At 65.4% G+C, this 24,640-nt stretch carries 25 protein-coding genes; 6 read left to right on the forward strand and 19 right to left on the reverse strand.

The window, feature by feature from the left end; all coding sequences use genetic code 11:
• Nucleotides 1-87 precede the first annotated feature (87 nt).
• Entirely contained in the window at nucleotides 88-717 is a 630-nt protein-coding gene (locus DFR74_RS28645) for a nuclease-related domain-containing protein (protein WP_170160811.1), read from the forward strand.
• Here the strand turns inward: DFR74_RS28645 and DFR74_RS28650 are convergent.
• From DFR74_RS28650 to DFR74_RS28660, 5 genes are all read right to left on the reverse strand, one after another.
• Nucleotides 714-1,337 (reverse strand): hypothetical protein, encoded by a 624-nt coding sequence (locus DFR74_RS28650; protein ID WP_067509253.1) that lies wholly within the window; start codon nucleotides 1,335-1,337, stop codon nucleotides 714-716. The genes DFR74_RS28645 and DFR74_RS28650 overlap by 4 nt on opposite strands.
• A gap of 108 nt (nucleotides 1,338-1,445) precedes the next feature.
• On the reverse strand, nucleotides 1,446-1,607 hold the full coding sequence (locus DFR74_RS36290) for a hypothetical protein (protein ID WP_157115835.1): 162 nt from the start codon (nucleotides 1,605-1,607) through the stop codon (nucleotides 1,446-1,448).
• Nucleotides 1,608-1,801: 194 nt separating this feature from the next.
• Nucleotides 1,802-2,074 carry a hypothetical protein gene (locus DFR74_RS36295; RefSeq protein WP_067509250.1) on the reverse strand — a complete coding sequence of 91 codons (273 nt, stop codon included), beginning with the start codon at nucleotides 2,072-2,074 and terminating at the stop codon, nucleotides 1,802-1,804.
• A complete protein-coding gene (locus tag DFR74_RS28655; protein ID WP_067509247.1) occupies nucleotides 2,074-3,108 on the reverse strand; it encodes an acyl-CoA dehydrogenase family protein in 1,035 nt (344 codons plus the stop codon). The genes DFR74_RS36295 and DFR74_RS28655 overlap by 1 nt, the downstream gene beginning before the upstream one ends.
• Complete coding sequence (locus DFR74_RS28660; RefSeq protein WP_067509245.1) at nucleotides 3,105-4,031, reverse strand: nucleoside hydrolase; 927 nt, start codon at nucleotides 4,029-4,031, stop codon at nucleotides 3,105-3,107. The genes DFR74_RS28655 and DFR74_RS28660 overlap by 4 nt, the downstream gene beginning before the upstream one ends.
• Before the next feature lie 257 nt (nucleotides 4,032-4,288).
• On the opposite strand from DFR74_RS28660, the gene DFR74_RS35635 reads away from it, so the two are divergent.
• Both DFR74_RS35635 and DFR74_RS28670 read left to right on the forward strand, forming a co-directional pair.
• On the forward strand, nucleotides 4,289-5,632 hold the full coding sequence (locus tag DFR74_RS35635; RefSeq protein ID WP_147265967.1) for a hypothetical protein: 1,344 nt from the start codon (nucleotides 4,289-4,291) through the stop codon (nucleotides 5,630-5,632).
• A 38-nt stretch (nucleotides 5,633-5,670) separates the two neighbouring features.
• Nucleotides 5,671-6,204, forward strand: a complete 534-nt coding sequence (locus DFR74_RS28670) for a flavoprotein (RefSeq protein WP_067509241.1) — start codon at nucleotides 5,671-5,673, stop codon at nucleotides 6,202-6,204.
• 401 nt (nucleotides 6,205-6,605) lie between these two features.
• On the opposite strand, the gene DFR74_RS28675 is transcribed toward DFR74_RS28670, so the two are convergent.
• Nucleotides 6,606-7,904 (reverse strand): ATP phosphoribosyltransferase regulatory subunit, encoded by a 1,299-nt coding sequence (locus DFR74_RS28675; RefSeq protein ID WP_067509239.1) that lies wholly within the window; start codon nucleotides 7,902-7,904, stop codon nucleotides 6,606-6,608.
• Nucleotides 7,905-7,975: 71 nt separating this feature from the next.
• Between DFR74_RS28675 and DFR74_RS28680 the strand changes: the two genes are divergently transcribed.
• Nucleotides 7,976-9,058 carry a D-alanine--D-alanine ligase gene (locus DFR74_RS28680; RefSeq protein ID WP_067509237.1) on the forward strand — a complete coding sequence of 361 codons (1,083 nt, stop codon included), beginning with the start codon at nucleotides 7,976-7,978 and terminating at the stop codon, nucleotides 9,056-9,058.
• An 18-nt stretch (nucleotides 9,059-9,076) separates the two neighbouring features.
• Here the strand turns inward: DFR74_RS28680 and hisS are convergent, their stop codons facing one another.
• From hisS to DFR74_RS28705, 5 genes are read right to left on the reverse strand one after another with little or no spacing between them, the layout of a single operon-like run.
• Entirely contained in the window at nucleotides 9,077-10,513 is a 1,437-nt protein-coding gene (gene hisS / locus DFR74_RS28685) for a histidine--tRNA ligase (protein ID WP_198161738.1), read from the reverse strand.
• A complete protein-coding gene (locus tag DFR74_RS28690) occupies nucleotides 10,470-11,684 on the reverse strand; it encodes a hypothetical protein (protein ID WP_157115834.1) in 1,215 nt (404 codons plus the stop codon). Before DFR74_RS28690 ends, hisS begins: the two co-directional genes overlap by 44 nt.
• Entirely contained in the window at nucleotides 11,624-12,565 is a 942-nt protein-coding gene (locus DFR74_RS28695) for a pantoate--beta-alanine ligase (protein WP_067509231.1), read from the reverse strand. Before DFR74_RS28695 ends, DFR74_RS28690 begins: the two co-directional genes overlap by 61 nt.
• A complete protein-coding gene (locus DFR74_RS28700; RefSeq protein WP_084537631.1) occupies nucleotides 12,558-14,441 on the reverse strand; it encodes a B12-binding domain-containing radical SAM protein in 1,884 nt (627 codons plus the stop codon). Before DFR74_RS28700 ends, DFR74_RS28695 begins: the two co-directional genes overlap by 8 nt.
• Nucleotides 14,438-15,838: a pentapeptide repeat-containing protein gene (locus tag DFR74_RS28705; protein WP_067509227.1), complete on the reverse strand. Its 1,401-nt coding sequence runs from the start codon at nucleotides 15,836-15,838 to the stop codon at nucleotides 14,438-14,440. The genes DFR74_RS28700 and DFR74_RS28705 overlap by 4 nt, the downstream gene beginning before the upstream one ends.
• 342 nt (nucleotides 15,839-16,180) lie before the next feature.
• Here DFR74_RS28705 and DFR74_RS28710 point away from each other — a divergent pair, with 342 nt between their 5' ends.
• Nucleotides 16,181-17,131 carry a 2-dehydropantoate 2-reductase gene (locus tag DFR74_RS28710; RefSeq protein ID WP_170160812.1) on the forward strand — a complete coding sequence of 317 codons (951 nt, stop codon included), beginning with the start codon at nucleotides 16,181-16,183 and terminating at the stop codon, nucleotides 17,129-17,131.
• A 656-nt stretch (nucleotides 17,132-17,787) separates the two neighbouring features.
• On the opposite strand, the gene DFR74_RS28715 is transcribed toward DFR74_RS28710, so the two are convergent.
• The 3 genes from DFR74_RS28715 to DFR74_RS28725 are packed head-to-tail and all read right to left on the reverse strand — an operon-like array spanning nucleotide 17,788 to nucleotide 19,240.
• On the reverse strand, nucleotides 17,788-18,261 hold the full coding sequence (locus DFR74_RS28715; RefSeq protein ID WP_067509225.1) for a hypothetical protein: 474 nt from the start codon (nucleotides 18,259-18,261) through the stop codon (nucleotides 17,788-17,790).
• A complete protein-coding gene (locus DFR74_RS28720; RefSeq protein WP_067509223.1) occupies nucleotides 18,258-18,782 on the reverse strand; it encodes a hypothetical protein in 525 nt (174 codons plus the stop codon). The genes DFR74_RS28715 and DFR74_RS28720 overlap by 4 nt, the downstream gene beginning before the upstream one ends.
• Nucleotides 18,770-19,240: a hypothetical protein gene (locus DFR74_RS28725; RefSeq protein WP_067509221.1), complete on the reverse strand. Its 471-nt coding sequence runs from the start codon at nucleotides 19,238-19,240 to the stop codon at nucleotides 18,770-18,772. The genes DFR74_RS28720 and DFR74_RS28725 overlap by 13 nt, the downstream gene beginning before the upstream one ends.
• A gap of 279 nt (nucleotides 19,241-19,519) precedes the next feature.
• Here DFR74_RS28725 and DFR74_RS28730 point away from each other — a divergent pair, with 279 nt between their 5' ends.
• Nucleotides 19,520-20,857, forward strand: a complete 1,338-nt coding sequence (locus DFR74_RS28730) for a transcriptional regulator (RefSeq protein ID WP_147265968.1) — start codon at nucleotides 19,520-19,522, stop codon at nucleotides 20,855-20,857.
• On the opposite strand, the gene DFR74_RS28735 is transcribed toward DFR74_RS28730, so the two are convergent.
• The 5 genes from DFR74_RS28735 to DFR74_RS28755 form a co-directional block, all read right to left on the reverse strand.
• A complete protein-coding gene (locus DFR74_RS28735) occupies nucleotides 20,838-21,602 on the reverse strand; it encodes a 2'-5' RNA ligase family protein (protein WP_170160813.1) in 765 nt (254 codons plus the stop codon). The genes DFR74_RS28730 and DFR74_RS28735 overlap by 20 nt on opposite strands.
• Before the next feature lie 232 nt (nucleotides 21,603-21,834).
• Nucleotides 21,835-22,251 carry a YbaB/EbfC family nucleoid-associated protein gene (locus DFR74_RS28740; protein WP_067509214.1) on the reverse strand — a complete coding sequence of 139 codons (417 nt, stop codon included), beginning with the start codon at nucleotides 22,249-22,251 and terminating at the stop codon, nucleotides 21,835-21,837.
• Nucleotides 22,248-22,958, reverse strand: coding sequence for a HEAT repeat domain-containing protein (locus DFR74_RS28745; protein ID WP_232331747.1), 711 nt, complete (start codon nucleotides 22,956-22,958; stop codon nucleotides 22,248-22,250). The genes DFR74_RS28740 and DFR74_RS28745 overlap by 4 nt, the downstream gene beginning before the upstream one ends.
• Nucleotides 22,955-23,404: a putative toxin gene (locus DFR74_RS28750; protein ID WP_084537626.1), complete on the reverse strand. Its 450-nt coding sequence runs from the start codon at nucleotides 23,402-23,404 to the stop codon at nucleotides 22,955-22,957. Before DFR74_RS28750 ends, DFR74_RS28745 begins: the two co-directional genes overlap by 4 nt.
• A 69-nt stretch (nucleotides 23,405-23,473) precedes the next feature.
• Nucleotides 23,474-24,618, reverse strand: a protein-coding gene (locus DFR74_RS28755; RefSeq protein ID WP_113975338.1) for an IS3 family transposase whose coding sequence is annotated in 2 segments (ribosomal slippage) — nucleotides 23,474-24,351 and nucleotides 24,351-24,618 — 1,146 coding nt in all. Because the reading frame shifts where the segments join, the coding sequence is not laid out codon by codon here.
• Between the last annotated feature and the right edge of the window lie 22 nt (nucleotides 24,619-24,640).

Below are 24,640 nucleotides of genomic sequence, written 5' to 3' on the forward strand. Positions count from 1 at the left end.
GATCGTGAGCGAGACCGGCCACATCAACGACGGCCGGCCAAAGGCGGGGAGGTCGCTGTGCTGTTGTTGGTCAACCAGGACACGGAGTTGTCGACCGCGGAGCAGCGGTTCGCCGAATGGGTCGGGTGGAGCCCGGCTCAGCCCGGGGTGGCGTTGCTCAACGTCGATGTTCCCCATCGTGGTCGCAGTCGCCAGCTCGACGCGCTGATCTGGACCAAGCAGCGCTGTATCGCGGTTGAGATCAAGGGATTCCGCAGTCAACAGCACGGCACGCTCGTCGTGCCGCCGAACGGGCCCTGGTTGATGGAGGACGGGCAGATCGCCGACATCTACGGCAACACCTACAACCACAACCCCATCAGCCAAGTCCGCACGAACACCTTGGCGATGAAGAACTGGGCCAGCCAGGTGACCCACCGGGGATGTTTCGTCTACGGCCTGGTCGTGGTGATGTTGCTTCCTGGGCAGCATGTTCCGTCCCTGGACGTCCACGCTCACCCGGAGAAGACCGACATCGTGGTCGAAGACTTCGACGTGTTCCGCTACTACCTCCACCGGCTGGAAAACCAGAAAGTGCAGTGGAGTGCCGACCAGGTGCACGCGATGCTGACCCGCCTGGGCGTCGCGCACCTCTACGGCGGCCGCCGCGACGTTATCGCCACAGCGCTCGGCGAGTCGACCCGCACCCAACTCACCGGCGATTCCTATCCGTTCTAGCCGCTACGCCACTGAATCGGCCACTTCTGGAACAGATCCTCGATCGGCTCCGAGTTGCCGAGGGCGCGTTCGTATTCCACGAAGCACTGCGCGAGCGCGCTACGTAATGCCCGGATCACCGCAGCGTCTCGCTCCTGCTCCTCGCCGTAATGGCGGCCATGCGAGAACTCCTTGGCCACGTCGACTCCGCTCGGTGGTGTGGCAACCGGGATGGCCAGTGGGTCCGGGCTGATCAGGTCGGGTGGGCCACCCGGGGCCAGGAACCGGCCATGGATGAGGACGTAGAACAGTTCGCCGCGCTCGGTGAACAACACATCCGAACCATGTGACCGGCCGCCGTACGGCGGCACGATCCAGCAGCGCTGTTCGTCGATCACGACGTAGCGCTTCCCGTCGACGTCGGTGACACCGGAGCTCGTACGTTCGAACAGCTTCTTGGGCCGCGCCAGCTGCAACCTCAACCCCTCGGGCAGAGCACGGAACTGCTCGGAGGCCTCGGCCAGGACATGAGTGACCTGTTCAGCGAGTGCATCCTTGGAGCGCTGGTCGGATTGCGCAATGTCGATGCGCCACTCGGCATCTCGGCGCGCCGAGGCGAGCGCATCGTCAAAATTACTCATCGCCGCAGCCTATCCCGACCCACTGACATCCATCCCCTGAGCAGGGACAATACCGCTGAACGGGACTGTTCCTCCACAGGCCCCTGTCCGCGGGCGTTTCAGTTCAGTTCAGCTGACCCAGCCAACACGATCGCGATCCCGCGCCAGATCCGGGAGGTCGAACAGCAGGTCCACTCCCAGCGGCTGCACCAGCTCGGCATCCTGCGCAAAGTCGGTCTCGCCGAGGCGCTGGCCGGAGCGCTCGACACCGAAGTCGCCCGCGCCCTGCACGATCCGCTCATCGCCAGCCAGACGGTGGCACGATCACTTCGCCACACTGGCTGCGGACCGTATTCGCCGCGCCGCGAACACGATGCCCGTCAGCGCGTGGCGGTCCCCGCGCATCGGTCTCACCAGGTGTTGCCGGGGTCATCCGATGACCGCGTTCATGTTGGTGCCCGCGCTGGTCGCGATGACGCCGCCGATCATGGCCCCGGCGACCATCTTCGGCGATTCCAGGCCGGCGGTGCCTCCGGGGACGGATTGCCGATCTGGGCCACCAGGTCGACGGCGAAGTGGGTGATGGTGTCGGGGGTCATGGTTTCCTTCCCGATCGGGCGCGGCGGGCTTGGCGGGGTCCGACGCTGCGGTGGCGGGCGTGGGTCGGTGTCCGGTTTCCGGGGGGTGAGCGCGACGGCGACCGCGGCCAGCAGCGCGACGACGATGACGGCCGTGACCAGCCATGACGTTGCCGACATCACGGGTACTCCTCGAGGTAGTTGGCCGAGAACAGCGGCGCGCGAGGGATGGCGGGTACCGCGAACGCGGTGGTGAGCAGGCGCGCGTGCGCGGCGAGGCGGGTGCGGTGGGCGCGGCGTTGGGTCCGGAACGCGCTCAGGTCTTCCTGTGAGAGGTGACCGTGCTCGTGATGCCACTGCCCGTGGTCGAGGATGGCGGTGAGGGTGACCTCACCGAGCACGTCTTCCAGGAGCTGGCGCGCGGTGGGGTCGGTGGTGTCGGCGAGATCGAGCGCCACCGCCTGCGCGGCCAGCCGGATCGCGGTGGCTTGGGCGGCCATCTCGGCCGCCGCCTCCGGGCCGGCGGCGTCGAGCCGGTCGAGGTCGCCCGCGGTTCGGTCGGCGGCGATTCCGTCTTCGCGGGCGATGAGAATGTCGGCACCCGGCCACGACAACTCGGCTCCGGGCAGCCGTGCGTGACGCAGGTCGGCGCGCGAGCCCGCCACGACGCGCAGGACGCGGTTGGCGCCTTCGGCGGTACGGATGGACCCGACACCGCCGAGCAGGTCGGCGATCCGGTTGGCGCGCAGGTGGGCGTGGGCGCCGGTGTCGTCGTGGACGGTCATGATCGCCGACAGCGCGATGTCCGACAATAACGGCTTGGCCAGCATCACCAACAGTGCGAAATCGGTTGTGCTGGTGGATGATTCACTCATCGTCGCCGCGCGCAGAGTGCGCAGGCGGCGACCGAGCGCGGTCGCGGCGTATACCGGGCCCAGCTGGGTGGCGAGGTCCTCGTCGATCGAGTCGCGGTCGATGAGCCGTACGCCGCCGACCTCGCGCTGGTGGGCGTAGGACACCAGCGCGGCGAGTGCGCCGCGCGCGGCGGCGATCGAGGCGTTACCCAGGTCCAGGCGGCCGTCGGTGAAATCACCGGCGCCGACAGCGAAGTGGGCGGAGTGGCCCTCGGGCAGGACCAGCGTGCCGTCGACGACCCGGGCGCCGGGCACGAGCAGCCCGTCGAACGGGACGAACGCGCCACAGCGCCCACTCATCGCAGCACCTCCCCACGCGCGAATTCTGTTGCGGTGTCAGGGATCTTGTGTGCACCGAGCGGAAGGCACCCCGACATCCAGGTATGGAACGCGATCAGATCGATCCGGGTCGACACCTCGACCGACGCGCCGCGAGGCACCCGATACATGCGCGCGTCCGCCGCGACACGGATCGTCTCCGCCGCGGACTCCACGACGCCAGGCACACCCAGCGCCCACGCCAGTACGAGGGGATCGGCCATCCAGCTGCCCGGCCGCCACGACGAATCACCCACCGTGCTCGACGGCCGACGCGCGAACCACCCCTCGGCGTTCGCCGCGACCACGGCCGTCTCCGTGGGCGCGTCCGGGCCGGTGAGCCATCCCACCAGCGGCGAGTCCAGTGTCAACCGCAGCCGCGAATCGTTGGTGTGGGTCGACAGCAGCAGCTTCGGCGCCGGCACCATCCGCAGGACCAGGCCCGCCGCCGCGGGGTCCAGCCTGAGATTGTGGGAGGCGCGCGACATGTCCCGATACGCGTCAAGCCATCCACCCATCTGAAACAGGGAGCTCGCCTCGGCGAGATCGGGCCTGGCCACCAGCACGCGCGCCACGTCGGTCAACGGCGCCATCCCCACAACGATCGGTGACTGCTCGCACAAGTCGACCAAAGCATCCACCACCGCCGATTCGACAGCGCCAGAAGAGATGTCGGGGACCAGATAGTCAGGCAGAACGAACCGCTGCGGCGATCCCGGCAACTCCGAGCCCGCCACTACCCGGGCGTCCTCACGCCCTAATCCGTCGAGGAAGGCGCGCAGCACACGGGCACGGCGCCCGCCCGGATCATCAGCCGACACCACCACCAGCCGATCGCGGCCCACAACGCGCGCCGCGATCCAGATCGCGATCACGTCATCGAGGTCATACAGCGCGTCGGTCACAATGACCACGACGGCGGTCGACCGGAATGCCCATGGATTCACCACGCTGCTCCTGCATCTCGCACTGGATGTTCGGAACCCGCCGCGGCTGGTTCCGGGAATGGGTTCCTAGTGAAAATCGTGGCCTGTCAGCAGCATCGGGAGGAACGGCACACTGTGGGTGTAGCGTGGGCGTACCGTAGGCATTTCCCAGTTCAGGAGCGGGAATTAGGGGCCGCATGATACGAGGGCAGGCGTGGACCGGCTTCGAAGCTGCCGTGTTGCAGGAGGCGATGAGGCAACCGGTTCGGCAGTTCGCCACGATGCTTGGCGTCGAGACCACCACGATCAGCAATTGGAGGTCGGGACTGAGCGCGGTCAAACTCCGCGCGCACACCCAATCACTCCTCGACACCGCCTACGCCCAACGAGCCACGCCGGAAGACCGGGAACGTTTCGAACAGCTTGTGGCCGAAGGCGAAGCCGCCTGGCGTGCGCGCCACGCGAAAGGCATGCAGCGCAACAACTCCGGCGCAAGCGTTGAGAACGCGCCGAGCGTTGACCCGGACACGGTGCCTGCTGCGACGCTACCCAAGCCAGCAGCGGCCAGCAGCAACGCCCCACTGGCACAGGTCGACGACTTCGCGGCCTTGGTACCTGACGTCGAAGCCGCGTTCTGGGCCGCAGGAAACGGTCCCGACTCGGGGCCATTGCGCTCGATTTCTACGCTCGTAGCCGCAACCCGGGCGGTCACGCAACTCAACATGGCCGGCGAGTACACCACCCTCGCGCTGCTTGTCGGGCCGTTGATCACCGACCTCTACCGGCACGCCCGTGAAGGCGCGGCCGAAGATCAGCGTGTCGCCTGGGACTTGTTGACTCAGGTCGCGTTCGACGCCTCGGTGGTGATGCGTGCCAGCGGACACATCTCGGTCGCCTGGACCGCCGCGCGAGCCGCCGAAGAGGCTGCACGCACCATCAACAGCGGACCGGGAGCCGCTGCTGCGGCCTTCGTCAGCAGCCAGGTCCAACTTGCGCGACCGGCCTCGGCGAAGGCCGCGCTGCATCACGTCGAACACACGGCCGCTGTCCTGAGTGCGCGAACACGCACGGCCAACGAGGTGCAAACGGTAGGGATGCTGCACCTGCAGGCGGCGCTGGCGACCGCCGCCACCGGCGGCGACCCTCGTGACCACCTGGAACACGCCGCCGAGTACGCGGCACGCCTCGACCGCCCTATCACCGCCGACAGCTCAACCATCGTCGCCAACCCCACGTTCGGCTCATCGAACGTTGCCCTGTGGAAGATGTCCATCGCTATGGAAGCCCAGGAACCAGACGTCGTGCTCGACCTGGCCAAGAAACTCCATCCGCAAACCCTGCCGACCCCGGGCAGAACTGCCCAGTACTGGGTCGAAATCGGACGCGCAGCGGCCTCGATCCGGGCTGATGAAGCCGCCCTCGAAGCCTTCTTGCGCGCGGAAAGCACTGCGCCGGAACACTTCCGGAACACCGATGCCGTGCATGATGCCCTTGCCCAGTTGATGCGGGAAGCCAAGCGTGGCCTCACCGCGGGCAAACTGGGCGAACTCGCCCACCGTGTAGGCGTAGTGGTGGCGTAGCCCACGACGGAGCCCGACGTAACTGCCATGATGGCCTCATGACAGAGCGCACTAGGGTGCTGTATGCCATCGTGACCGGCGCGTCACCCGCCGACACGGTCCGCGAACTGGTCAAACTCGCCCAATCCGACGGCTGGGACGTGTGCGTCGTCGCCTCACCGAACGGCGCCCGATTCCTCGACATCGAACAACTGGAAGCGCAGACGACTCACCCAGTGCGCTGGGAGTTCAAACAGCCAGGAACCGAGGACCTCCTGCCTCCGGCCGACGCAATCATCGCAGCGCCACTGACCACGAACTCGATGGCGAAATGGGCAGCCGGTATCGGTGACACCTTGCCGCTCGCGCTGTTGATCGAAGCCGTCGGTGGCGGACTGCCCGTCGTCGCGATCCCCCACGCTAAACAGGAACAGATGAACTTCCCGGCTGTGCGTGAGGCGCGGGTCCGGCTGGCAGAGTGGGGCGTGCGGTTCGTTCGCATCACCGACGACGGCGACACCGGACCACTCCCCTGGACGCAAGCACTGAGCGTGCTGCGTGAATCGTTAGCCGCTAACCTCCATCGGAACTAGTTGTCGCCTGCCAGGGTGCCTGGCAGCAGCCGACATGAAGGTGCGCGCCTGAAGCCGGGCATGAGCTGCTCGACTGCGGGCGTTCCACGAACAGATCACGGTTTGCGAGTCGACGCGGTCGAAGGCGGCTTCGCTGTAGGACTGGCCTGGCGCTGGGGGTGTACGACGCGGAGCCGCGTCCGGGCAGGTCGTGTCGTTGACAGGTCGGTCAGTCGGAGTCGTTCGGTGACTGTGTCGCTGCTTGCTGCGGTCAGCATGGCCCAGACCATGCCTGTGGGGTCGTGATGGTCGGTGAGGCCGCGGGCGGTGGTCGCGATCACCAGGCCGGGGTCGCCGTGGCCGAGGGCGCGATGTAGGGCGGTGCGTAGCCTCCGCAACACGATCCTCGAACACGTGGGCGCTCACAACCGGATATCTCCTCTCGCTTGTCTCGCGGCCGATGCTTGGCTGGACCGGTTCCAGTCCATGATCCAATCCGCAAGCTCATCGTGCGGAACCCGGCACACCTCGCCGGACCGATCACGGACTCGATATTCAGCCGACTTGATTTCTTCGGGTCCGATCAGAACTGACAAGGGGATGTTTAGATCTGCGAAGTCACGAAGGTGGCGGCGAAGTGGCAGGGTCAACTCGCAGTCCCACACCGCGATCCCGCGTCCGCGCAGGTTCGCGACGAGATGATGAGCGTGTTCTGTGGACAGGTGGTCAGGGAAGGACAGGATCGCGAGATCCGCGGCTCTGACCGGTTCGGCCGATGAGTCCGTCAGATCGGTGATGCGCTCGAGTCCGGTGACGGCCGCGTAGGCCGACGTAGGGAAGCCGAGGAACTTCGAGGCGAAGCTGCTGTAGTTTCCGCCGTCGCCCAGCACGACGCCGTTGTGGCGCACGACGAATGCGAGTCCGTCGTGAAACTCGCTGGCGTGTAGTTCGTTGAGGTCCGTGTCGGCGCGAATCCGTTGGCGACGTAGCTGTTCGACGAGTTGTCGCGCGCAATCGATGCCGGAACGAATCGGCTCGGGAACCGTGGTCGTGTCGTCGTGCGGACGGCGTTGCGCCAGGAGATCGGCGACAGCCACAGCGGCGGGGGGAGCGTTGTCGGCGACGAGCATCGCTTGCCGTTCGTCGACGGGCACGCGTCGCAGTCTGTCCACGTAGTCGCCGACCTGTTCGGGGCGCACGAACATTCGCACCAGATCGAACCAGATCGCGGGGTTACTGATGGTGAAGTCTGCTGCGAGGCTCGATGGCAGGAACGCGGTGACGGTGCTTATGAGTCGGCGCAGTGCGGATATCTGGTTGGCCTGTTCGATGGTGGGTCGGGTGAGTTCCATCAGACCCAGGTGGTGGAAGTATCGGCGAGGTTTGCGTTCGTATCGGAAGACCGGACACCGGTAGCTGAGTCGCTGTTCGGGCAGGCGATGAGTGCCTGCGAATCTCAATAGTGCTGGCAGGCTGTCGGATACGAGGGCCAGTTCGCGTCCTCTGCGGTCGGGAAATCGGTAAATGCGGTCACCGGAGGCATAGTGCCCGGTGGTGAAGGTGTCGGCGAATCCGACCGGAGGAACCTCCACGGCCCGGAACCCGGCGAGAGCGCATTTCTCGAACCAGCGATGTTCCACTCGACGCAGCGCGGCCGTTCGCGTGGAATCGGCGTCGCTGAAGCCGCGAGGGAGATCCGTGTGGCGGGAGGTCACGGTCATCGTCCTGGCTCTCTAATCGGTTCCAGGACAATGTATCTGAGAACGAATGTCGAGATACAGGAGGACAGTCGATGGGTACGCGGATTGTTGTCGTGTTCGGCGGTGACACGCCAGAACACGAGGTGAGTCTGTCCAGCGCGCGAGCCGTGCTGGACAACGCCGGTGCGATCGGATGGGATGTCCTGCCCGCCGGAGTGACGAAGTCGGGGCGATGGCTGGTAGGTGATGGTGCGCTGGAACGATTATGGCGCCAATCGGATCCGGATCGACTCACCAGAGGGGCGACTCCGCACGATGACATGCCAGGCGGCGGGGGCGATGCGGAGGAGTTCGACGGCCCACCGGACGCAGCCGTCTTCGATGGCTATCAGCTCGGATTCCCGGTGTCTCACGGGCGGTGGGGTGAGGATGGAACTCTGCAGGGGCTGCTCACCGCCTATGGGCTGACGCTGGTGGGCTGCGGTGCCGCTTCGTCAGCGGTGTGTTTCGACAAATCACTTGCGAAGGGTGTGCTGTCAGCGGCGGGCCTGCCGACAGCGAAAGGCGTATCCGTCCAGCGGAGTCGATACATGCGCTCTCCGCATTCGGCGATCAAGCACCTTCGTGACGTGGTCGGAGCACCCCCGTGGTTCGTCAAGCCGGTCCGTGGCGGGTCCAGTCTGGGTATTGGTCGAGTGGACTCTGAGGGCGACTTGGCGACGGCGTTGAGGGAAGCGTTTCGTTGGGATTCGGCCGCGCTGGTCGAAGAGGCGATTCCTCATCGGGAAATGGTGGTGGGTGTTGTCGGCGATGCTGGCGGGTCGTCGCTGGTGGTGTCCCCGGCCGGGGAGTGCGTGCCGGTGGGTGATCTGTATACGTACGAGGAGAAGGTGCGCTTGGGCAACCCGCTGTTCGCGTGCCCGGCGCCGATCGATCAGGTCACGGCTGCCGGTGCCCGTGAGTTGGCAGTCGGCGCGTTCACGGCGCTGGGGTGTTCGGTGTTCGCTCGGGTTGATCTGTTCCTCGATGAGCGAACCGGCTCCCTGCTGGTGAACGAGGTGAATACCATCCCGGGGCTGACCGAGGTGAGCGTATTTCCCAAGGTCATGGGTGCCGCGGGATGGGATTACCCGAAGTTGCTGACTGAGCTCGCTCGGCTGGCGGCCGACAAGTAGGTCAGCGTCGAGGTACCGCTACGGGCGTTGCCACGTCGCCGGGTCGGCTGTGACCTGCTCGCCGGTCGCGAGGTCCTTGACTTCATGACGGCCGTCGTCGGTGAACGGCGGCAACCACACGAACGGGATCGCTTTGCGGGAGGCGTAGCGAAGCTGTTTGGCGAGCTTGTCCGCTTGGTGGTACACCTCGGTGTTGTAGCCACGCTGCCGCAGCTGTGCCGCGGTAGCCAGGGCGTCGGCGCGGCGTTCGTCGGAAGGAACGACGACCAGCACGTCGGTCGGGCACTTGCGGGAGGTGTCGAGCATGCCTTCGCTCACCAGCTTGGAGAAGATCCGTGTCAACCCGATAGACATCCCGATCCCGGGGAGAGACCGGTTGACGAAGGATCCGACCAGGTTCTCGTACCGGCCGCCCGAGCAGATGCTGGGATAGGTGGGCCACCAGTCGAACCTTCCCTCGTACACGGTGCCGGTGTAGTAGTCGAGCCCGCGGGCGATGGACAGGTCCGCGACGACGAGGCCTTCAGGTAGGTCAGACAGCGAGTCCAGGACGAATGCCAATTCGTCGAGGCCTTCGACCAGAAGCTCCGACTGCACGCCGAGGGACTTGACCGCGTCGATGATCGAAGCATCGTTGCCGTGGATCGCGGCGAGGTCGAGTACCGCCCCGGCCCGGCGGTCATCCAGACCGATCTTGCCGGTCAGGATCTGGCGAACTCCGTCGGGGCCGACCTTGTCCATCTTGTCGGCTGCTTGGATGACAGCGACCGGGTCGGCGATGTCGAGGCCCTGGTAGAAGCCCTGCAGGATCTTGCGGTTGTTGGTGTAGAGGGTCCACTTCGGCAGGTTCAGCGCCGTCATCGTCTCGATGATGATGCGCGGCAGCTCGGCATCGAAGTGCAGCGGCACCCGGTCGACACCGATGACGTCGATATCGCACTGGGTGAACTCGCGGAAGCGGCCCTCTTGCGGGCGCTCACCCCGCCAGGCGCGCTGGATTTGGTACCGCTTGAACGGGAATACCAGGTCGTTGAGGTTAGCGGCGACGTAGCGGGCGAACGGGACTGTGAGGTCGAAGTGCAGGCCCAGGCGCGCGTCGCTGGAATCGTCGGGATCGGCCTGCAGTCGACGCAGGGTGTAGACCTCCTGGGAGGTCTCGCCCTTGGCTTGCAGGGTCTCCAACGCCTCGACGGATGGGGTCTCCACGGAGGCGAACCCGTAGCGTTCGAACGTGGCCCTGATGGTGTCGAGCCAATGCAGTTCGACCATCCGGACCTCGGGCAACCACTCGGGGAAGCCACTGATCGATCCTGGTTTGACGACCTGCGGACGGCTCACGATATTCCTTCGGCATCGAGGTGGGTCGCGACGCCCGGTTTTGCCGCCGAGCGCCGCGTTGACAAGGAGAATGTTACGGGGCTCCTGTAAAGCGATCTCGGTGGGCGAACACGTCACGCGCTTGTGCGAGGACTGTCGAGTACCAATCGGGCCGATCGGCGATCTCTGTGTGATGGCCGACCGCACGGTTCAGGAACAACGTCTCGAGGGTGTCGACGGGTATCTGCTTGTCGTCGTCGGCTGTCAGCCACACGAACAGGCATTCGCGCCACAGCTCCCAGTTCATCCCGAGTTCCGCCTCGCCGAGGGCGTGTTCGACCAGCTGGTCGCGCAGCGGGGCTGGGAAGCAGTCCAGCTGCGCATTTCGGACGTCCTCGCGCAGCTGGTGGGCGGTCGTGCGGGCAAGCCGCTTGATGTCGGGGTCGCGGGCCGGGACGATGAAGGTGGAGTCGATCGGAGTTTCCGCAGGGCTGGGTGTCCATCGGTCAAGGACCACCTCGCGTGCGATGCGGCGGATGTGGTGACGGACCGACGTGCTGGTCTCGGCGAACTTGCCGCCCATGCGGAACTCGCCGGCGGGGCGCGGCCCGAAGCTTCGGAGAGGGTTGCGGCGGCGCACCTCCAGCCGGGCGGCGGTCCAGTTGTTGGCCACCGCTGTCGAGGCGACGAGCACATGGAATCCGAAGCGAAGGTCGTCGGCTGTCCAGTCGGCTTCGAGTACAGCCCGCACTGCGGATGCGGAAAGTGCGAGGTCGCCACACAGCGGCTCACGAAGGTCGACTCCGGAGGCACCGGCCAAGAGCGGGTAGGTCAGCTGGTAGGTGAGGTCGCCACCGTTCCACGTCGGCGGGCGAAGAGGGTAGACGAAGTCCCGGCCGGTGTGCACGCCACCGATCAAGGCATGGACCCACGTGTAGTCGACTGCTGCCAGGTCGGTGTCGACGATCAGCGTCGCGTCCACGCCCTCGCTGTGAGCGGCCTCGAGGATGGCTTTCCCGTTGGCCCCTTGTCCGGACCAGTACCCTGTCTTGATCACTTTCTTGGGGTAGTGGGTGGGTGTCGAGAGGAAGGCGCCGGTGGTGCCGTCGACCGATGAACTGTCGGCGTTGAGGTGCGTCGCTTCCACCGGGAACGGCAAGGTCCGAAGCGCGGCATCGATATCGCTGACGACCTTGCCGATGGTGTCGGCGCCGTTGAAGCTGGGCAGTCCGATGAGAACCCGCAATGTCATTGAGATTCCTCGGTCTGGGATGACGGGATCGACCGGTCGTGCGAGGTATCGAGCCAAATCACCTCGGGCGAATTTGCCAGTTCCCCACCGGTGCGGATGCACAGGCCGTCGAAGTGGGTCAATGATCCATCGGTGATCGCACAGTGCAGGATGAACGGCAATGCGGCCGAGTCGATGGCGTGGAAGTCCGTGGCGTCGACCAGAGTGAGGTACACGATGTCGAAGGTCGACAAGTGCTCTTCGAGATGTGTGCGGACACCGGCCAAGATTGTCCCGGCATCGGTCGTGCCGGCCAGGATTGCGCGGCGGCCTGCTTCGAGCGCGTGGAACACCGAGCCCACTTCGTTCAGGCGTTCCGGTGGCAGAAACCGCAGTCTCGACGAAATCGGGATTCCCGTTCGGCGGTCCCGCACGCATGGAACGTGGCGAATGTCGCAATCGATCAGCAGATCTGTCACGGCTCGCTCGACGAGGAGGGACTGCTCGATGTCTTTCATCCCGAAATAGCTGGCGGTGGGTCGGCACAGGCTGATCCATCGGATCGCGCCGGTCACCTGTCCTCTGGACGCGTAGTCGAATATCGAACTGTTCAGCCGATGTGCCCGCTCACCCTGGTCGATGAATGTCGAGTACCCGGGGGGATACATCTCCGCGTCGTCGGAAGCGATGACCAACGTTGCGCCGCACCGCTGCGCGAGGTCGATATCGACGTCGAGGTCGTACTGGTAGACGCAGCCCTCGAAGAGCTGGATCTTGTTGGGGTAGATGGTCACGATGGTCTGATCGTTCTCCGCCGCCGATCTCTTGATGAGTTCGCCGTGGGCCGCGTGGAGCGCGCCGAGGGTGTGTATCGATCCCACGGTCGCGCCCGAGCGCCAGAGCTTGCGAAGGATCGGCCGCGCTTCGGAGACGGACCGGACCACCCGTACATCAGTCATGGGAACTCCTCATCGAGACGGCGGGGGTCGCGTCGATCACGTGGCCACGCCATTGTCCGGCGAGGTCGATCGCATCAGCCGCGTGGCGTGCGAACCCCGCACGATGTCGTATTCGGATGGCTGTTGGGGCATCGGGCGGAACCCGGGTCGCGGCTGGCGCACGCAAAAGCTCCGTAGCGACAGCGTGAACATTGAAGGCTGTTAGTAGTAGTTCGGCGTCGGGTGCGCCTTCGGCGAGATCGACTCTGGGGAGCAGGGCACTGTCGTAGCGAGCGAGTTCGTGGCACGCGGCACGTACTGTCTCGTCCTGGACCATCGAGGACACGAACTCCGCCAGGAGTTGACCTGCGAGGGTTCGATCGGTGACCAGCGCGCGCCGGACCGAACTGCGGACACGCCGATGGAAGTAGCACTCGGCATCGACGTATGAGAATGCGTCGGCCAACTGCCGAGACAACTCGTCGGTTCGACCGGTGAGGAAGGCATGAAACGCTTCGAGCGCTTTGGTTGGCGGCAGACCGGCCCACACTGCGAGTCCACGCATGGTTGTTCGGGCGTAGCCGGTGCCGGTGAGGATCTCGTCGGCCACGAGCAACTTCAAGCCTGCTCGATTGTCCTCGCGCGGCAGCGTGCTGTGTTCGAGCACTCCCTCGTAGTCGGCTGTCGGGTCCGGCCGTAGTGTGACCAGACCGAACAGGTCGCGGTCGGCGTCGTAGGTCGTGTTCGGCAGCACCCATAACGGGTGCACAAGCAGTTTCGGGAACTGCAGGTACAGCTGATCATAGGCGGCTCGGAAATCGTCGAGGGTCTCTCCGGGGAGTCCGAAGATGAGCTCCGCCCCGACATCCCCGCCCGACTCAACGATGTCACGCGCCAACTGGAACATCTCCGGTCTGCCGCGTTCGTCGCGTCCCGCCAGGGTGAGGGCCTGTTGGCTGAGTGTCTGCAGGGCGAGGTAGACGTTGGTGTGCACACCACCGCAGTGCAGGACGTCGACGATCTCGCCGACTCGGCTCGCGTGGTTCTTGGCCCAGTTGACGTGCAACGTGTGCGGAGCGCCGAATCGCTTGTACATCTCGACCACCATTTCGGCGATCTGGACGTCGTGTGGGAGTATTCCGAAGTTCGCGTCGCACAGGAAGATCGCTGGCGCTCCCGCTTCGGCGATTGTCGTCAGCTCCGCGCGCAGCCTGCCCAACTCGGCGATGCACAGTTTCTGGCCCACGGCGGCGCCCCAGAAGCAGAACGCGCAGTGGTAGGGACAGCCCCGGTTGGTTTCCCACAGCACGACATCGGCGTTGGCCAGTTCGGGTGACGGTCGCAGATACGGTGAGGGGATCTCGTCGAACGATCTGGCCCGTGGCCGAGCCGCGCTGGTCACAAGTCCACCGTCGTCGCGATAGGTGATCCCGGCGATGTCGGCGAGCTGCGGTTGCGTGTCGAGTAGCCAGTGGACCAGGTCCACGATCGTCTTCTCGCCTTCGCCGTTGACAACGATGTCGACCTCAGGGACCTGTGACAGCCAGCGCGCGCCTTGATCGGTCACGTGGTTGCCGCCGAGCACGATGGTCGTGTGTGGCAGGAGTTGCCGGAGGGTGGGAATCAGCTGCCGGTAGGTCGTGATGTTCCACCCTTGGCAGGAGAACCCGACGAGGTCGGGGGCTGTGTCTGCGATCTGCTCGGCCATCGCGACCAGGCTCGTCCCCGATAGGTAGGAGCAGATCGTGGTTCTCACGCGGTCGGCGATTTCGGGGTCCGATTCGATGGCCGCCCGCAGATACATCGCCCCGAGTGGGGTATACCGGACCGAACTCTCACCTGAGAGGTCAACCAGACTGACCTTGATCGAGCCTCGGTCGCGATCGGTTGCGATCATGTCGACTTCCGGTTGTCGCTGGCGATCAGGCCGTCGAAGTCGGTGATGAACTTGGCGATTCGGAGACTCTCGGGGTCAACCGAGGCGTCTAGGGCAGCCGAAAGGCCGATACAGCGATCGGCGAACATCAAGCCGAGCGTGCCGGTGACCCGTGCGCTCGTGAAGTCGGTTTTTACGGCACTGGCCCGGAACATGCTCAGCCCGCTCAAGTCGGCGTCGCTGAAAATCGACTGGTTGACCCTGGCGTAGGTGGCGGTGACATGTCGCAGACTCGCACTGGTGAAATCGGCGGCGAGGTACGCCTGTGTCAGGTTTGCCCCGTCCAGGTTGGCATGTGCCATGCACGCTGAGGAGGGCGGGTCGCCGATGAACGAAGCGCGGTACAGGTACGTGCGCTGCAGATCGGCTGCGGTGAAATCGCAGTTGCGAAACGTCGAGTATCGACCGGCGAACCCACTGAGATCGGCACGGGCGAAACTGCATTCGCTCGCTGTCATGCTCTCGCCGGTCGCCTCCGCGAAGTCGGCGTCGCACACGCTGACGTGCTGCCATGACGAATCGGCCAGCGCAGCGCCGACGAAGACCGCCCCGTCCATGCCGACGCGTGACCACCGTCCTCCGGACAGATCGGCACCGCGGAAACTGGCCTCGGCGAGGTGGCTGTCGAGAACGTCGATGCCTGTGGCGTTGAGCGAATCGGCGGTGATCCCCCTGCCTCGGACTGCTGACAGCCGTAGGCTCGGCAGGTGCGCGCCGGAAAGCCTGAGCCCATCCGCGGTGCTGGGACGCTGGATCACCAGCCCTTGTCCTCGTGCTCGAGCCAGGGTTAGCCCACGCACTCCGCTGCGTGTGATGGTGCAATCCCCCACCACGGCCGAGGTCAGGTCCGCGTCGTCCATCCGGCACTCGTTGAAGACCGCGCCACGTAGGTCGGAGCTTCTGGCCTGCGCGGAAGCGAGGTTGCATTGATAGAAGGTCACGCCAGCCAGTTCGGAATGATCCAGCCGTGCTTGGGACATATTGCAGCCGTGGAACAGTGCACCGGTCGCATCGATCAGCCCGCTCAAATCCGCCCGGACGAACACACTCGCCTGCGCGGCGACTGCATGGACGTAGGCTCCACGAAGGACCGCGTCGGTGAAGTTGGTTCTCTCCAGCCCGGCGCATACCAACGAGGCACCTGTTAGATCAGCGGCCGACAGATCGGTGCCGTACAACGCCGTGCGATTCAACGTCGCCTGCCGAAGGTCGAACCCCGAGAGGTCCAGACCGCTCAAATCCACTGCGGTCAAGTCCAGCCCGCGCCCCGACTCCGCTAAGCATGCTTCTGTCAGCTCGCTGACGACTTTCCGCGCGGCGACTGGGTCGTCCGAGCGCGCCGCGGCGATCACCCGCATTACGCGATCATTGTTCCGCGGCGCCTGAGCTTTTGCTGGTGGAGCGTCGCCCACCAACTCGCGCGAACCTTGTACAGCAGTCCCCTGCAACTTGCACCCCTATGCATCCAATGACCTAGCGAGTGTGCCGAATCAAATGGCCCCTACAGCAATACCTTTCACGGCTTGCTTCACGGGACATCCTACGCGCGAGCGGCATCGACCGCCGAGGTTCTCAAAGTTGCGCAATAGGCCCGGATCCGTTGTGGATCTGCCGAAATGGGGGAGCTGAGTCGACTCCCTGAGCTCAGAGGGCCGGTATCATCGGACCCGCGTGCGTGGCGCGCGGGACGGAGTGGTGCTGTGGTGCACATTGTTGTGATCGGGGCTGGCGGCGTGGGCGGCTACTTCGCTGCGTTGCTGTCAGAGCACGGACACGAGGTCACTGTGGTTGCCCGTGGCGAAACTCTCGAAGCGATCGGCAGATCGGGCATTCGAATCGAAGAGGCCGGCCATGCCCGAGTCGTCAGACCGGCTCGGGTGGTCAACTCCCACGACGAGACGCCGACCGCAGATATCGTGCTGGTGTGTGTCAAGTCGTGGCAAGTGACCGCAGCTGCGAAGGCGATCCGCCCGGTGGTATCAGCGCACACCATGGTCATACCGGTACAGAACGGTGTTGACGCAGCAGCTCGCCTGACTCACGTACTCGGCGCCGACCGTGTCGTCGCAGGAGTGTGCACTGTGTTCGCCCGGCGCACGACGCCCACCACGATCGAACGCTTGGGAGATCCGCCATCACTGCGTATCGGCAGCTTGCCTGGCGCCGCGTCGCAGATGAGCCGACTCGAAACCACCGCGTCAATGCTGGCGGACGCGGGCATCGCGTCCACAGTCTCCGTCGACATCTGGCGGGACTTGTGGCGCAAGCTGATCTTCATCTCTTCCTTCGGCGGAGTGTGCGCACTGGCCAACGCCACTGCCGGTGTCATCCGTGATCAGCCCCGAACGCGCGCACTGTTCCACGCGGCGGTGCATGAGGCAGCCGCTGTTGCCCGCGCGGCCTCGACGAAAATCACCCCCGCCGACGTCGATGACGCGGTGTCACGGCTCGACTACTCCGATCCGCGTTCCACCGCGTCCATGATGCGAGATCTCGCCGCAGGCAAACCATCGGAGTTGTACGAGCAGACCGGCGCGATCGTCCACTACGGAGAATGGCTCAACGTTCCCACACCGACCCATTCCGTAGTCTACGGCGCGCTGTTACCCCACGAACTGCGAGCACGCGGCGATCAGCATGAGCCAGACTGAACACCACCCTCCTCACGAAGGTAACAACCTCAGGCTGGCAGCGTTCTGATCCGGTCAACCTCTCCTGGCACATCAGCCGTGCCTCGACGTACTGGCACGCGAACACCGGCACGGCGGGCTCGTCCGCGCCGATGATCACGTCGAGGAACCCGGCCACGTCCCACGGCTCAACGCCCTGGTCGACTTCGGTGATAGCCGGGGCGGGGGTGTCGCGTGCTGCGGGCTCGCGTGGGGTCATCGGGAGATGCCCTCCTTCTCAGGATCTCGGATGTGCGGCTGAGTGTTCGTGGTGGCGACGACGCGCACGCCGCTACGCCCGACCGCCGCTGGTAGGCCAGGGTGGTGGGTGTCGTCGGGGACGAGGACGACCCAGATCTCGGGTTGGCGGTCCACCCGCCGCGCGAGCCGCGGCCTGCGTCTGCGACAGCAGATCGCAGGGCTCGGAGCGGTCGAGGTAGAGCCCGCCCCCACCGGTAGCCGAGCACCTCAGCCCGGTGGCGCATCGCCACACCGAGGCCCTTGACAGCTGTGGGGTCGAGGGCGGGGAGGCGGATGTAGCCGACCGCGACCGGTTCGAGCAGGATCGCAGGAGTCGCTGGTTTGCGTTGTGGGAGTGTGATTCTCATGGGCGATCGTGATCCTGTGAACGGTGAGCGTTAGGCGCTGGCTAGCAGTGTTGGCGTGGTGGGCAGTCGGTAGGTTCGCCGGTCCAGGCCGGTGACGAGATCGTTGTAGGCGTCGACCAGGACGGCCAGCTGGTCCCAGGCGCCGTGGACGCGGGTGTCGTCGGCGGGGTAGGTCATGAGCAGCCACCACGCGCGGACTTGGGTCGCGGCGATCCGGTCCACCAGCACACCCCCCGTCTCCGGATACGCCCGTGCGGCCCGGTGCGGGCTGGGGAGTCGAGGCTGCAGCCACCTGTCGATCGCCTGAATGACACGGGCTCTGCGGGAACGGGTTTCGTGTCCTGCCGGGTGGTCGAGCAGACGGGTGTGCAGGATGCCGAGTTCATGCGCCCACCCGGCGATGGGGTGCGGGCCGATGTGCTGGCCTCGGATCGCGGCGAGCAGGCCATCCTGGCCCGGCCACGCCAGATCTTCCCCGCGGCCGGGCGAGGACCATGCGGTCACGGCAGCCTCACCTCCCTGTTCGGAATGAGTGGGAGTGCTTGGTAAGAAGCAGATTTCGCCGCGTTCAGGATCTGGTCGCTGGGCGGCAATACCATTACACCCGAACCCGAACCCGAACCGGTGCCGGTGTTCGTGTCGGGGGCGCGGCGTGGTGCGGTGATCCAGTACCAGCCGGTGTGGGACGAGGTGGGCAGCGGCACCCGGCTGTCCGGAGCCAGCGTGATGACACCGCGCTCGGCCAGGGCCCGCGCGGTGAGTTCCCCGATCACCACGCGGCTGGGCCGGACCAGAAACCGCCACTGCCGACGCCGGGGATGCCCGAGTACTGCTGCGGTGGGCAGGTGTCGGGAGACCAGCCGCCCGACTGGTTCGGGCATCTCCACCACACCGAGACGGTCGCTGGTCAGCACCGACAGGTTCACGTCGTTCTGGTCCACCGGAAGCCCGAGTCGCTCACGGTAGACGTAGGCGACCTCGTGCGGGGTGACACAAGAACCGATGAATCCGCTCATCTCGGGCACGGCGTCCCCCTCCGGCTCGCCAACGCCATCCGCACCGATTCGAGCACCACCATCCCCGAGGGCCGGAAAGTGCTGCATGGTGCGGTGATCCACGCCCGCACCTGTGCGCCCCTGTCGGTGGGTGAGGGCAGCACGATCTCGTGACCGCGTCGCAGCACCTGCACGCCGAATCGCCGCAGCTGGGCGATATCCGGTACTTCCCGCAGCGGGATATCCGAGCGGACCAGCATCGTCCACGTGTGGCTGCGTGGGTGGGAGATGATCGGTCCGCCATCGCGCTGGCGGCGCTCCAGATCCAGTTTCACCGCGTGCCCGACATCGGCGGGCATCGAGATCGCCCACACCAAGTTCGTCGTGAAGCTGATCCGCCCGGTCCCATCCCGAACCGCAGCAGGCAGACCGCAGACGGTGCGGTAGTAGCGGCACCGCGAGACCGGGGTGTCGCTGGTGCCGGTCATGACGGCCACCCAGTTCCGGTGGAGCAATCCATGGACGCCTCCCTGCCAGGCTCGTCGGGTCAAAGAGCACCCGGTACCGTGGACGCTCGTGCCCGCCCACCTCCACTCCCGGCGGGCGAGCACGCCGTGCAAGGGGTCACGGCGGATTTCCCCGGTACCGGGTGCCGGGTTTCAGCCTGCCCCGCAGGAGGTTTGGTCCGGAACCGCGTTATGGCGGCGTATCGTGGGCGTATTGTGGGCATTTGCCCAGGTCAAAACGCATGCGCAGAGGTGGGGATCATGGTCAGAGGGCGGGAATGGACCGGATTCGAAGCAGCAGCCCTGCAAGAGGCGATGCGCTGTTCGGTCCGGGATTTCGCGGCGATGCTGGGCATCGAGACGACCACCGTGACCAACTGGCGGACTGGTCTGGGCAGTGTTAGACCGCGTACCAAAGCTCAAGGCATTCTCGACACCACGTATCAGCAGCGCACCACGCCCGAAGATCGGGAGCGGTTCGCCCAGATCGTGGCCGAGGGTGAAGCAGCATGGCGCCGACGGCGTTCATCCGCATCACTGCAGCGCGACTTACCCGAGCCGGTCGCGGCCATCGTGGCAGCAGACCACGACGTTTTCGAGGGGCCGTCCGAGGTGGTCGAGCGGATGCGTCTCCTTCAAACCCGGGAAGTCGATGACGCGGTGCTCGATGTCATCGATCTGGCGCTTGCCGATCTCCTTGACCGCTACGAGCTGGAGGGGCCCGTCCGCCTCGCGGGTGAAGTGCGCGCGTTGCGCCGGGAAGTCGATGCGCTACTCGACCTGTGCCGTCAGCCGCGACAATCGCAACGGCTGTTCCGGCTGGCGGGACAACTCGCCGGCGTGCTCGGCTACATGGCGGTCAACCGCGGTCGCTTCCACCACGCGGACATCTACAGTCGCGAGGCGTTGAGCGTCGCCGAGTTCATCCAGGACACCGACCTGCAAGCCTGGGCCAAGGGGACACAGAGCTTTTGCGCCTACTACAAGGGCGACTACCCCGGGGCCGTTGCGCTGGCCGAAGAGGGCATCCAACTCGCGGCTGGTGGTCCACAAGCGATTCGGCTCTACACCAACGGACTTGCCAGAGCACTGGGCCGGTTCGGCGACAGGACCGGCGTCGAGCGCGCGATCGACGCGGCGATGTCGGTCGCCTCGACAGTCGACACGCCGTCAGGCTTGAGCCCGGCGCTGTCGTTCGCGGCGTACAGCGAGGCTCGATGGAAAGCCAACGCGGCCACCGCGTATCTCACCGTGGGTGAATACGATAAGTCCCTCGCGTACGGCCGACAGGTCGAGGACCTGGTCAATTCATCGGATTCGGCATGGAGCCGTTCGTTGGTGCGATTGGATATGGCCACCGCGTTGGTGCACCAGCCGCACCCGGACATCGAGTACGCCATGGATCTCGGTATCGAAGCACTCGACGCCTCACGCCACCGTCCGATTCGCTCGGTCTGGCAACGATCCCACGACCTCGCGAACGCGGTCGCGACGGTCGACACAGGCAAAGTCGATGACTACATCGGCGAGCTGCGCGAGTGGTCGGCCAGCGCCAAGCCGATCGCTGCTCCCGGAAACCCTACGTCCCCAGCGCAATAGCGGCGCACTCCTCCCAACGATACTGATGGTCGGTCCTCCACAGGCGAACAAGCTTCACGCGATCGACCGACACCGAAACCGGCCCGATGTCGCGCAGTGCCGCGACCATCTCGATCACCGGAGCCGCCGGACGCCGCTGATTGTTGTACGCGATGCCCAAATGCGGGCGAAACCGCGACGTCGGCTTCGGCGCAGGCGTGGGGCGAACGCTGATCACGCTCGTCCGCAGCCGCTCATGGAGATCCACCAGCCGGTCCCACGGCGTCACCGACAGGCGAATTGCGCTGCGCGAGCCCGCCAACGGCCCCACCTCCACCGAGAACGACGCCAGGCCGGCCAGCCGCTGTTCGGCGGCCGTGACGAACTGCGGTAGTTCCGGGTCTGTGATGTCGTCGGCCGCGCCCACCTTCACGAGCGTCACGTGCAAACCATCGGGTGGAATCAGATCCAGATGCGTCGTATCGAGGCGATCCTGACACCGCGCGGCCAGCGCGACGAGTTCAGCTTCGGCGAAAGTCAGATACCAGTAGTACGCCGCGTATCCCGGTACCCACGCCTTGAGACTCCAATGATCCTCGAGCTGCACCAACTCGTTGTACGCGCGCCAATCGTTCACGCGAATCGCCTCGGCATCGGCGAGCGAGTCGGGTACGCCCGGGGGAAACGAAACGCCACCGGCCACCTCGCCGTCCATCCCAGCATCACCGTGCAGCGAGCGGTCAGCAGTGTTGAAGCGACGATTCACAACGCTGAGTCTAGGTGTGCCCGCGCGGCGGAAGGCCGCCTCATCGCATGCCCACATCCTGTCGAGCGCACACCAGCCAACGGCGGCCCCCCACCGCCGTCGAGCGCGGCGAAGATCAGTCGTCTCGCCAATGTGGGACCTGGTCACGAACCCGGCATCGCACGGCAGCCTGGCTGCCGCGCGCCGATCCGGATCGGTCGCCGGGGCGTGGTTCGTCTTGGAGTTGCAGCGGTCAGAATGGTTGCGCCGCATCGTGATCGCCGGGGTTCTGACGTACTTGCGGGTAGTGGGGAGCCGGGCGAACGATGCTCGCGGTAGAAGGGTTGATGGACTCGATGATCTCGAGCAGCCGTTGCTGGGCGGTGTCGAGTTCATCGAGTTCGGCGGCGACGCGGTCTGCCGCGCGGCGGGTTGCTCGTTGCGCTGTCCGGGTGATCATTTCACCGAGTTGGTTTCGGCTGAGTCGTTCGGTGCCGGGGCCGAGAGTGACGTCGAGGAGAGCTCCGCTGGCATTCACGCGCACGCGGACAAGCCGGTCGGTCGTTTCGGCTTCTGCTTCGACGGCCTGGATGCGAACCTTCGCCTGCTCCATCAGCTGGCGTTGCCGTGCGAGCAACTCGGTGAGCGCGGCGTCGGTGGCGTCGGTCATTCTGGGAGCTTCTTCAGGGCTCGGATCGCGGCCTTGCGGACGTCACTGCTGGTGTTCGTGACGAACGGCTCGATGAGGTGGCGAACGCCCTCTGCTTTCATCGTGCCCAGAGCGTTGAGCGCGGCGACGACAGCGCGGCCGTCGAGTTCACGGATCGCGCGTTCGCGGGCTTGGGCGGTCTTTACTTTCCCGAGGTACTCGATCAGGGGATAGCGGCCCGTTGCGTCGGAGGGAAGTTCATCGAGGACCGCAGCTATCTGTGGGAAGTGAGCTGGCGTGGCGATGCGTGCCAGGCCCTGGCACGCCCAGTCGCGTTGGGGCCGTGGCAACGGCGGTTGTCGTCGAAGCTGAGCGATGAGCAGGCTTATGACCTGGTCGCTGCCTCTGGCGGCGGGATCGATGAGGTTACGGATGAGCCCGGACCGGATGGTCGACCGGTGCTCGGTTTCCGATCCCGGAATCTTGGTTTCGAGGTTCGCCAGCCATTCCACGAAGATCGGAATACCTGCGGGGATCGTGCGCGGGCCGTTGGCGAGATCGTCCAGGGTGTAGCAGGGCACCCCGGCCGCGGCGAGTTCTTCCATGAGCCGCCGGTCGAACCCGTCACGTCCGTGAACGTAGCGGGCGGGCAGATCGTTCATCCACTCCGTACCGCCGTTCTCGCTTCCCGGGGGCATGCCGATGTAGCTAACGGTCATCGTGGTCATTTCTTATCGTTGTTGTCATCGAGTTCTTTCCGAATGAGCTGGATCTGTCCGCTGTCGATCAGCGCCTGGATCTCCGGGCTGTTGATCTTGGTTCGGTGGTCGACGACCAAGGTCATCGTGTAACCGTTCTCCTGCGCCCACTGAGCTTCAGTGAGGATCTGCTTCTTGTCAGGGCTAATCTCGTTGGTGTTCTTGACCTCAACCACCTGCTTGTTGACATCATCGACCCGGTCGGGGACCACCTCGGTGGTCTTGATACTGCCGTCAGGTTGGGTGACATCGACGTAGACGGTGCGCTTACGGCCCGCCGGGTTGATCCCGGATCGTCGTTCCCCTTCAACACCGGCAGCCTTGTTCTCGGTTTCGTTGCGGAACTTGACTTCCTCGGTGTTGCGCGGTGTGCGGTCGAGAATGGAGGACAGCACTTTTGTTCCCTCATTGACCATGCTGTAGATGACCGGTCCCCGATGACGGGACCACCCGGTCGTTGAGTCCGGGTTGTATTCGATCCAGTTTCAGTTGATGTTGCAGGCCACGGGGTGGTGGGTGTGGCTGCAGCGGGCAGCGTACTCGGCCGGGGTGAGGTAGCCCAGGGCCGAGTGCCGATGCCGATGGTTGTGCTCGGCCTTGAAGTCGCCGATCACGACACGGGCTTCGAGCACACTCGTCCAGTGGTTGCGGTTGAGGCACTCGGCCCGCAACCGACGGTTGAACGACTCGATGAACCCGTTGTTCCACGGTGTTCCCGGCGGGATGTAGACGATCCCGACACGGTCAGCGCAAAACTGCTGCAACGCATGGGAAATCATTTCCGGACCGTTGTCCATCCGCAGCACCTTCGGCGGGCCACCGCGGGTGGCGAACACCCTCTCGAGTTCGGCGACGAGCTTTTCGGCGGTGATCGACCGCTCGACCAGGTGCAGCAGCGATTCGCGGGTGTGCTCGTCGATCATCGACGCGATCTTCACCGCCCGCCCGTCGACGGTGGAGTCGAACTGGCAATCCAACGCCCACACCACCTTCGGTGCGTCGGCCTCGATCGGCGGCACCGACGAAATCTCGGCCCGCTTGCGGGGATGGTGCTCGCGCACCTGCAGGCCCTCGTCCCGCCACAGCCGGTGCACCTTCTTCAGATTCACCGAGTTGCCCTCGTCGAACCGCAGCGCCGCCCAGGCGCGCCGGAACCCGTGCCCTTGATGTGTGGTGGCGTAGGAACGCAGCCAGGCCCGCAGACCGGCATCCGGATCGGCCGGTGTCTGTGCGATCGGCAGCCGCCGATACGTAGAACGAGACAGCCCGACAACCCTGCACGCGAACCGCTCCGACATGCCCTTCACCACTCGGAGCATGTCAACGGCGCGACGCTTGGTAGCCGGGCCTAAAATTTTCCCTTCGCGATCTCCCGCAGTGCGTCCTTCTCCAGCTCGGCATCGGCCAGCAACCGCTTCAACCGGGCGTTTTGCTCCCGCAGCTCCTTGAGTTCTTTGGCCGCGTCGGTGTCCACGCCCCCGTACTGGCGGCGCCAGTTGTACATCGTCGCCGCCGACACCCCCAGCTCGGCCGCGACTTCCTCCCCGGTCTTGCCCGCCGCGATCAGCTCATCGGCACGGCGCAGCTTCCGCACGATCTCCTCCGCGGAATGCCGCTTGCGTCCTGCCATGTCACTCAGTGTCCCTTCCAGC

It is taken from the genome of Nocardia puris (assembly GCF_003315035.1).
GTDB classification, from domain to species: domain Bacteria; phylum Actinomycetota; class Actinomycetes; order Mycobacteriales; family Mycobacteriaceae; genus Nocardia; species Nocardia puris.